Source organism: Thalassotalea psychrophila (assembly GCF_031583595.1).
In the GTDB taxonomy this organism is placed as follows: domain Bacteria; phylum Pseudomonadota; class Gammaproteobacteria; order Enterobacterales; family Alteromonadaceae; genus Thalassotalea_A; species Thalassotalea_A psychrophila.
Map to the genome: position 1 here is coordinate 352,968 of NZ_CP134145.1, position 10,474 is coordinate 363,441.

At 38.1% G+C, this 10,474-nt stretch carries 6 protein-coding genes; 4 read left to right on the forward strand and 2 right to left on the reverse strand.

The genetic code is table 11. The annotated features are described in order from the left end of the window. The first annotated feature begins 266 nt into the window (after positions 1-266). Positions 267-1,706, forward strand: a complete 1,440-nt coding sequence (locus RGQ13_RS01620) for an NCS2 family permease (RefSeq protein WP_348391821.1) — start codon at positions 267-269, stop codon at positions 1,704-1,706. An 842-nt stretch (positions 1,707-2,548) separates the two neighbouring features. Then, positions 2,549-5,236, forward strand: a complete 2,688-nt coding sequence (locus RGQ13_RS01625; RefSeq protein ID WP_348391822.1) for a hypothetical protein — start codon at positions 2,549-2,551, stop codon at positions 5,234-5,236. Between the two features lie 715 nt (positions 5,237-5,951). Here RGQ13_RS01625 and hpt read toward each other — a convergent pair. Continuing rightward, positions 5,952-6,485 (reverse strand): hypoxanthine phosphoribosyltransferase, encoded by a 534-nt coding sequence (gene hpt, locus RGQ13_RS01630; protein ID WP_348391823.1) that lies wholly within the window; start codon positions 6,483-6,485, stop codon positions 5,952-5,954. Between the two features lie 65 nt (positions 6,486-6,550). Further along, positions 6,551-7,672 carry a pyridoxal-phosphate-dependent aminotransferase family protein gene (locus RGQ13_RS01635; RefSeq protein WP_348391824.1) on the reverse strand — a complete coding sequence of 374 codons (1,122 nt, stop codon included), beginning with the start codon at positions 7,670-7,672 and terminating at the stop codon, positions 6,551-6,553. 318 nt (positions 7,673-7,990) lie between these two features. Between RGQ13_RS01635 and RGQ13_RS01640 the strand changes: the two genes are divergently transcribed. Further along, entirely contained in the window at positions 7,991-8,830 is an 840-nt protein-coding gene (locus RGQ13_RS01640) for an outer membrane protein OmpK (RefSeq protein ID WP_348391825.1), read from the forward strand. Positions 8,831-9,015: 185 nt separating this feature from the next. Further along, positions 9,016-10,281 carry a malic enzyme-like NAD(P)-binding protein gene (locus RGQ13_RS01645; protein ID WP_348391826.1) on the forward strand — a complete coding sequence of 422 codons (1,266 nt, stop codon included), beginning with the start codon at positions 9,016-9,018 and terminating at the stop codon, positions 10,279-10,281. Positions 10,282-10,474: the final 193 nt, after the last annotated feature.

The following is a 10,474-nucleotide window of genomic DNA, read 5'->3' on the forward strand; positions in this document are numbered from 1 at the left end:
TTGGTGATTGGCCTACTATATCTACTGTTGCGCATATCGTTTTCACCATGTGAAATCATAAAAAACCTTAATTTGTTAACATTGAGTTATTTTTATGCTTTATTTAATTAGCTACACAGAAACAGGGTTAAACACAGCCTCTTTCTTACAACTAGCAACAGCTGTTATTACCGGTGCAATTGGTAGTTCGGCAAATAATCAGGTCACACTTTACAATCATAAAAATAAACGACCTTATTTATCAATCAACGAGAGAAACTGTAGTTATGGAACAGGTTAACGAAACTTACGAAAACCCAGCGAAGAAAGAGGTCGGTCTGTTAGAACGTCTTTTCAAGCTATCTGAACATAATACTAATGTAAAAACTGAGGTGATGGCAGGACTTACTACCTTTGTGACCATGTCTTACATTATGTTTTTAAACCCTATTATCATGTCTAAAACGGGGATGCCTTTTGACGGGTTATTCTTGGCGACTTGTCTTGGTGCTGCTATCGCAACCATCTTAATGGGTCTTTACGCTAATTGGCCTGTAGGTCTTGCTCCTGGCATGGGATTAAATGCTTTCTTTACCTTTTCCGTTGTTGGCGCAATGGGGTATAGCTGGCAAATTGCACTAGGTGCAGTATTCCTATCAGGTGTCATCTTTGTATTAATGAGTGTCACCCGATTGCGGGAATGGATGTTAGATAGTATCCCCATGAGCTTACGACTTGCTATGACTGCAGGTGTTGGTCTCTTTCTTGGTTTTATTGGCTTACGTTTCACAGGAATCGTAGTTCCTGACCCTGATAACGTAGTTGCTATTGCAGACCTGACTCATTTTGGTTTCGGTAAATTTGGTCCTGAAGCACCTGCTCTTGGTTTTTTAAGTTTCTTACTGATTGCTGTACTTAGTTACCGTAAGGTGTTTGGTGCAGTTCTTATTGGGATAGGTGTAACAACTTTAGTTGCTTTTGTCATGACTTGGGTTTTACCTGCTGATTTCTTCGTAATTGCTGAAGAAGCTAAAGCTTGGGCACCTGCTTCTGGTTTTGTTAGTTACAACGGTCTACTAGCTGTTCCTGAATTTTCTGCTCTTGAACCAATCTTCTGGAAAGCAGATATTGCTGGCGCTTTTCAAGTAGCTTTGATCCCAGTAATTGTTACTTTCTTATTTGTTAATATTTTTGATACTGCAGGTACTTTAATGGGTGTTGCTGAACGCGCAAACCTGCAAGATAAAAATGGTAAAATTCACGGTTTAAGCAAATCGTTAAAAGCTGACTCAATTTCTTCAGTTATTGGTACTGGTTTTGGTTGTCCTCCTGTTACCTCTTACGTTGAATCTGCTGCCGGTGTTTCTGTTGGTGGTCGTACGGGCTTAACAGCAGTTACAATCGGCTTACTATTTGCTGCAGGTATGTTCTTCTTACCACTTGCGCAAATGCTACCTGGCTTTGCTGTTGACGGTGCTCTTATCTACGTAGCAATGTTGATGATGAGTTCATTAAAAAGTTTAGACTGGGAAGATTTAACTGAGTACGCACCTGCGGTATGTACAACTATTATGATGGCGTTCACTTTCTCTATCGCCAATGGTATTGCTTTCGGCTTCATCACTTACACAGTTTTAAAAGTAGGTGCGGGTAAGTCAAAGGAAATATCTGGTGGTGTTTGGGCGCTTACAGCTCTGTTCGTTGCTAAGTTTATTTTCTTAACTTAATTGACGCATTAAACTTTTGTAAAAGAGCCTTGCTTATGGGTAAGTTAATTACCTAATCTGGCCAACATTAAAACCACTAGATTATTTACTTAATCTGGTGGTTTTTTATTTCAGCATGGGTGAAGCTACGAGCTAATATATGAAGGAACACAAGGCATTTAAGCCTAAGCGGTCTATTGTTTTTTTAGTTTGATATTAAGAATCAATTGTAAATGGCACGTTTGCGTCAGTTGATAAAATAACGTAAGTTAAATCGAAAGCCTAACGACGGCTTAGAGCGATAACCAGCCCCTGAATAATATGACTGAGACTTTATATAACATCGGAAAATTTATAATATTGCTCCCATTTTTGGTGGGCTTTATATACTTCCTTGTAGGTTCAATATCGTCATTCAGCAAATCTTTAAATAGTTGCTCTTCACCAATAGCCGTTCGCACATTACCTTTCTTATTTGCCCTAAATTCTTTGTTCACAAATGAAGGTGTTCAACACAGAAATGTGGCATTTAAGAAACTGACTTTATCTATTGTTTGCTGGTTTCTTGGTGGGTGCATCCTAATAACAGTTAGTGGTGCATGGAGCGATATTTTAAGTAACTTTTAAAATTAACACTAAGCTTATAAGTTTACGTAACCACCTGAAAATTTTGATGTTTTTTTAAGATCGAACAACAGCCGCTCAAACGTTTTTAAAGAAGGCGTACTTAGTGCAGAAATTAATTGATGCTTAAGATATGTGTCTGCTAGTGTTGTTTGCGAATGAATTATTCTTTTATTGAATATTGATTTGCTTGTGATAAAGTCGTTGCTAAATCGTTAATGATAATAAGAGGGTCAAACATGATCTCATTGCAACGTATCGCTTTATTTTTATTCACATCCTTCCTGCTAACCGGCTGCCCCTCAGATAGCTCAGACCCTGAGAATTTACCACCTGAAATTCAATTGTTAACCGAAAAGCTTGAGTATCAGGAAGGTGAAATAATTTCGCTAGCTGCAGTAGTTTCTGATGAGGATGGTGATGAGCTTCAAATCTTATGGGAGGTAATTGATGCACCGTTTCAAATTACACTCGAAAAGATCAGTGATCAAGAAGTTCAACTTATTGTTGCTAAGCCACTAGAGCAGAGCGTAGTTGTGACCGTTCAGGTCACTGTGTCAGATGGTAATATTGACATTGTTCGAGAAGCTCAAGTGACGATCACACCAAATTTAGAGCCAACAATCACCTATGATTCTGACACTTATACCTTTCAGCTAGGTGAGGCGTTAAGCTTTCCTGTTACGATCATTGACAGTGATAGCGAAAATTTAGACATTTCATGGTCGATAATAGGCTCTCCTAAAGGATATGGTATTTCAAGTAGCAGCAGTTTGGTGCAACTCACAGCGCCTGATGTTATTGAAGATCCTGTTAATTTAACTGCTCAAGTTCAAGTGAGTGATGGTTATAATTCTTTGACTAAAGAGTTTGCTATTTCAATTTTACCTAAAGATATTATTCAGGTCTCATTAGTTTACCCACCCGCTAAAGCATTGACAGATGCGAGATCGACGGTAATTAGAGGTGTGAGCTCATCAGAGTTATCCAGTTTGACTGTTAATGGGCAGTCTGTCACTAGTTCAGATAATTTTCTCAGCTGGACGGTAAGCTTAGCTATCGAAGAGTTCGACACGCTAGTGATCACCCCTGACTCGACAATACAAGCCACACAAGTGGTTGAGTACAACAACTTTTCTAGAACAATCAAACATACTAAACCGTTCATTTTAGAAAATGAAAGCCTTACTGTTTCTGGTGATATGGTTTACCTTGTTAATGACAGTAGCAAGCAAATCGTTAAACAAAATTTATTAACGGATGAACGAACGATTATATTTCAGGCGACAGCCGATTTTGATTTTGAACCTGAACAGGCCATTGTTGATGAAGCTAACAACCGATTAGTTATCGCAGGCTCTTTAGATGCCGATGGCCAGAGTTATGGGCTAACGATAGTCGCATTAGACTTATCAAGTTTAACAACAACAGTGCTATTTCAAGATCTCGTTTATGAAGCCTATGAATCCATTGCGTTTAATGGAGATAATAACAAACTGCTTATTCCTGATTGGCATTCGGATGGTTCGATATTCGAAATTGACCTGACTACAGGGGTTAAATCAATGCTTTATAATGCCAAAGCTGATTTTGGTATAGTAGTAGATAGAGGTTATAAGCTTAAGTATCACAATGGTGACTTGCTTTGGGGAGATGTGGACACTCCAACACTATATAAAATTAATCAAACGACCGATCAGATGAGTGTGCTATGGCAGGAAACTGATTATCAGGCCGAGATTGATGATTTAGACCTTTCATTAAGGTTTTTTGAAGAATTTATCTATGACGAAGGGCTCAATAAACTGACTTTGATTTTAGATGAAGGGGTTATCACGTTTAACCTAACTCAATTAACCATCGAGAGTTTTGTCGACTTCAACAGCGTAATCTCACCTTTTCAGGAAGTTGAGGCGGCATATGTCTCTGGTCGAAATGTTCATATTTGGGATGACGATGGTAAGATGCTTATTACCTATAACTTAGATAGCGGAGAATATGTCTCTACAGGTAATGAAAATATCAATATTGGTTTACCAAGCCGACCAAGAAGCATTGGCCTATCAAATGATGAAAAGTCACTTTATTATACCAGTGATGACACCTCTGTTATGTATCGATTCCCGATTGATGCTGCCGATAATAGCCAGTTAGAATCGCCTTTTGATCTATCAATTAATAATGCTACCGATGGGCAGCCATATTTTCAACTTGAAGCGTATGCGCCTATAAACCCAACTGAGTCAGGGTTTTATATGAACAAGATGTATAGCGATGCAGGTGTTTATTTTTTCGAGTTCGATACATTGGCTATTACTAATATTGCTCTTTTTGAGGATATTGAGTCTCAGTTAGCTATCGATTTTGACAGTAATTTAGCTTATACGCTAACCAAAAATAGTAACTATAATGGATCAGAATGGATTACAGAAATTATTTGGAAGAGAGTTAACCTTGATAGTGGCGAGGTTACTGACTTCAGCACTAATTTAGATCACAATGATACAGAGTTTGAATATGACAGTATTGATTCATTAACCCTCACGCCAGATGGTACGACAATCATTGCCGAAGTAGATGATAACCTATTAAAAATTGCGACGAGCGATGGTGCTGTAAGTTGGTTATCTAAAGATAAGGTTATGCCAAACTTGTTATCTAACAATATTCAAAACTATATTTGGGCAAACGATGAACTTATTGCCATCAACAGTAACTCTAACTCTGGCATATATAAATTGGATCAGCTAACAGGAGAGTTTACTGAACTCTCTGGCAAATATGAAGGAAGTGGTGCCACGCCATTTGATTTTGAAAATGGTGTTTACTTAAGCGACTTACAGCAGTTCTTTATTGTCGATAATGATCTTGACGCTATTTACGCGATTGATGAAGTCACTGGTGAGCGGCTAATAATTCACAAGTAAAAACAGAAAAATGGCCGCTGTTAGCGGCCATTTAAATTTTCTAGGTATTCAGTGTTGTTAAACAGTGTAATTATCTATTCAATTTTCTGGATACGTTCGTTTGATAATATACATTTAAATATAAAATTCAAAAACTTAATTTGGTAAGTTTCTATAAATACATCATAAATAATTGCAGGCACCCACTCATAATAATTAACCTTTTTCTTTACTTTAGTCATTAAGTTTACCCTTTCATCTTTTTAATCTTAAGCCAAAAACCCTCACATAGTTTTCGATCACTGGGTGTTTGCTAATGGCACTGAACGGACCAATTGAAGGATTCAATTAAAGCTAAAAAAGCTATTTTATCGATGCACAATACGCAGGATGAGATCCCGCCCAACAGCAAGACGGTGTTTTTTCTCTATTTCCAGTTTTGTTACAGCGTTTTTTCTGATTTTGTGAGTGACTATAAGTGGCACGAAGCAGCCGGATATATACAACTTTAAACTGGAGGAGATCTCATTCAAATACATGATGAGATGAGTGGTTAATTGTTTCTGAAGATTGCCCTGGCATTCGCAGCTTTTCGTCACTGGTTGGCACTATTAGAAAAAAGCCTAAACTGAAATTCAGTTTAGGCTTTTGATTAATGCGCGAGCATTTAATATTTTTATTAAATTAAGCTTTTTTATGTTTCAAACATAAAAGCTTAATTAGGATAAACAAGACACTAAGTTTCTATAGGAACTACTTTACCAATATAGGGCAAGTGACGGTATTTTTGTGCGTAATCAATGCCAACACCTACGACAAACTCATCGGGTATTTCAAAGCCTACCCACTTAACATCTACTGTTTTTTCCCTACGTGTAGGCTTGTCCAATAAGGTGCATATTTGAATAGAGTTTGGCTCTCGTAAGCTCAAAATTTGCAACACTTTACTTAACGTATTGCCAGTATCAATGATATCTTCAACCAGCAATACATCTTTGCCTTCAATATTGTCATCCAGGTCTTTTAGGATATGAACATCACGAGAGCTTTCCATGTTATTGCCGTAGCTAGAGGCGGTCATAAAATCAACACTATGGTTAACTTTGATAGCTCTTGCTAAGTCAGCCATAAAAACAAATGAACCACGTAATAAACCAACCATTACTAAATTATCACTAGCTTTATAGTGGTCGCTTATTTGTTGTCCTAATTGTACAACTCTATCCTTAATAACTTGTTCTGAGATCATTACCTCAATGTTATGTTCCATATTAATCTCTTTATCAATTCCACATTGTGGAAGTTATTATCAGTAATTTTTCAAATAATTTGGGTTTATTGGTTTAATGCATCTTCAAGAGCGGCTAAACACAAAGCTACGTTTTCACTTCTAGCAGCGTAACCCATAAGCCCAATTCGCCATGCTTTACCTGCCAAGTCACCTAAACCAGCACCAATTTCTAGGTTGTAATGTTCAAGTAAATAGTTGCGAACTTTCGCATCATCAACGCCTTCTGGAATGTAAATAGCATTCAACTGTGGTAAGCGTTCTTCTTCTGGAACGATAAACTCAATACCTAATTTAGCTAAGCCTTTGGCTAACATTTCATACTGCGCTTTGTGGCGTGCTATACGGTTCTCAAGGCCTTCATTTTGTAGTTGTACTAATGATTCGTGTAAACCATATAGTGAATTAACTGGGGCGGTATGATGGTAGCTACGTTTGCCGGCACCCGACCAATAACTCATTACTAAAGACTGATCTAAGAACCAACTTTGAACTAACGATTTGCGATTTTTAATAACATTTACCGCTTTTTCACTAAACGAAAGAGGAGATAGTCCAGGCACACAAGATAAACATTTTTGTGAACCAGAATAAATAGCGTCAATACCCCAGTCATCTACCTTAAGTTCAATGCCACCAAGGGATGTAACGGCATCAACAATAGATAAACAGTCATGTTGTTGCGCTAAGGCACATAAGGCTTTTGCGTCAGATACTGCGCCTGTTGAGGTTTCAGCATGTACAAATGCTAAACATTTAGCATCAGGGTTAGCAATTAAAGCTTGCTCTACTTTGTCTACTTCAACTGCTCGGCCCCATGGTGAATCAACTATAATTGCTTCACCACCACTACGTATCACATTTTGGATCATACGGTCGCCAAACACGCCATTACGACACACTATTACCTTATCACCAGCCTCAACCAAGTTTACAAAACAAGCTTCCATACCTGCAGAGCCTGGCGCTGAAAGTGCGATAGTAAATTCGTTTTTAGTTTGAAAAGCATATTGAAGTAACGCTTTCATTTCATCCATCATACCGACAAATAGTGGATCTAAATGTCCAATTACTGGTCTTGATAATGCCGCTAATACTTCTGGGCTGATGTCTGATGGACCAGGGCCCATTAAGATCCTTCTTGGAGGATTAAAAGATTGAAAATTCATATTAGTTTATGCCTTTATTTAATGAAATGAGGATTGCTTTACTATTTGATAGCAAAACCTGACACTTCTGTCAAGTTTGAGGGGTGTCAGAAATATTGTACTTTCATCTCATAAACATTTTATGAAATAAATAATAGTTGACAATTGTGTCAGGATTTGTGATTTTAATTTGAGATTTAACTAAAAATTAACCAAAATTTAATGTTCACATTTATCTTTGCAGTGGTTTCTTTGAATAAATCGTTGGTCTAATACAAATGCAAATAATTATAAAAAGCAAACAAATTTAATAAAACTGAATATAAGTAAGGGTAGAATATGAAAACGAATAAAATGCTAAATGCTGTAGCAACTACAGTTATTGCTTCAACTGCATTAATAAGTGCCACAGCTTCGGCAGAAATTTGGGGCAATACAGAAGTACAACTACAAGCTTTTGGCGAGTTAGAGCGAGTTGGTACTGGCGGCACAGCTGATACAACCATTATAACTTTCCAACATGCTGGTGGCTGGGAGTATGGTGATAACTTTTTCTTCGTTGATCATTCTCGATACAGTGTGAACGATGATGCATTTTTTCCTGTTGAAGACAGCAGCGAATTTTATGGTGAGTGGTATTCTAATTTCAGCTTAGGTGCCATTACAGGCAATGATTTATCTTTCGGCCCAGTTAAAGACATTGGTATTGTTGCCGGAGCTAACTTTGCACCTGAAGTTGATAGTATGTGGGTATTGCCAGGCGTTAGATTTTCATTAGATTTACCAGGCTTCGCTTTTGCTCAAATTGATGTAACAAGTTATATACACCAAGGCGGTGGTAGTGCATCTTCACCAGTGTTTACCGTTATAGATGAAGACTCGAGTTTTATGGTTGATTTTGCCTGGGCTTACCCTTTTAAAATTGGTTCAACAAGCTGGAGTATTGAAGGTCATTTAGAATATATCGATGGTCGTCAGCAAACAAATAATTTTGGCACTACCGAGCTTGAATCATGGTTTTTATTTCAACCACAACTTCGCTTAGATTTAGGTGAAGTGTTAGGTAATAAAGCTGGCCAATTATTTGTTGGTATTGAATACCAATACTGGCAAAACAAGCTAGGTGAAGATGGTACAGATGATAATGCTGCACAATTCTTAGCTGTATGGCGATTCTAGTTCAGCCCTTTTTAAGTATCAAAACTATTACTTCTAGTTCCCAAGAGCCACTTGTTATTGCTTAGCAGGTAGCTCACCAAAACCAGCTGTACTGGACATGCAGCTGGTTTTACTTTTAGCCCTTTCTACGGGTTGATTACTGACTTATCAGACAACAAACATCTCTATTCATTTAAAGGTCACCTATGAGCGATTTAAAACAACGCGCGCTGGATTATCACGCCCAGCCAAAACCAGGCAAAATAGCCATCGAAATAACCAAGTCAGCTGAAACTAGCGAAGATTTATCGTTAGCCTATAGCCCCGGCGTTGCCGAGCCATGCAGGGAAATTGCCGACAATGTGGAAAATGTTTATAAATACACTGCTAAGGGGAATACTGTTGCAGTTATCTCTAATGGCAGTGCTGTTTTAGGTTTAGGAAATTTGGGTCCAATGGCTTCAAAGCCTGTAATGGAAGGCAAGGCGCTATTGTTTAAACGCTTTGCCAATATTGATTCTTTCGATATTGAAGTTGCACACAACACCCCAGAAGAATTTATTAATACGGTGGCAAGTATAGCCGACACGTTTGGTGGTATTAACCTTGAAGACATCAAAGCGCCAGATTGTTTTGTTATTGAAAAGGCATTACAAGAGCGTTGTAAAATTCCGGTATTTCATGACGATCAGCATGGCACTGCAATAGTTACCGCAGCAGCTATGCTTAATGCGTTAGACATACAGGATAAGGCTATTGAAGATGCAGTTATTGTTTGTTTAGGAGCTGGAGCCGCAGCAATTGCTTGCATGGAGTTGCTTATTCAATGTGGAGCGCAGCGTGAAAAAATATATATGCTTGATACCAAAGGTGTCGTGCATACTCGCCGTTCCGACTTAAACGAATACAAAACCTTATTTGCCAACAATACTGATAAACGCACCTTAGATGACGCCATTGAAGGAGCGGATGTGTTTGTTGGTGTGTCGGGGCCTAATTTGCTGTCTGAGCAGCAATTATTAAAAATGGCAGATAAACCAATTGTGTTTGCCTGCTCAAACCCTGATCCTGAGATTAAACCTGAGCTTGCTCATGCAACACGCAATGATTTGATCATGGCAACTGGTCGATCAGATTATCCTAACCAAGTAAATAACGTACTATGTTTCCCTTTTATTTTTAGAGGCGCATTAGACGTAAGAGCACGAAAAATAAACAATGAAATGAAACTGGCCGCAGTACATGCAATACGCTCACTAGCGAAAGAACCTGTGCCAGAAAGTGTACTTAAAGCCAGTGGTGAAAAGTCGTTAAGCTTTAGTCGCAACTATATTATTCCGCGCCCTATGGATCCAAGGTTGTGTAACAATGTTGCTAAAGCAGTAGCGCAAGCTGCTGTAGATTCAGGTGTAGCAGCTTTGCCTATGCCAAAACAGTATAGCTATGGTAATGAAAGTATTGAGTTTGCTTAATCAACTACAACTTTAAGTGTGCCTTTGATGTAACAAACACAAAACAACAAAAACCTGTTTATGAAGTGACTCCCAGTAGTTGGATTATCCAATTACTGGGGGCAAAATAGGTTTTGTTAATATTATCCTTTAGCTCATAAAGCGATAATAGCTGTTTTATTAATCTATTTATTAAGCTATGGTTAATTTACTG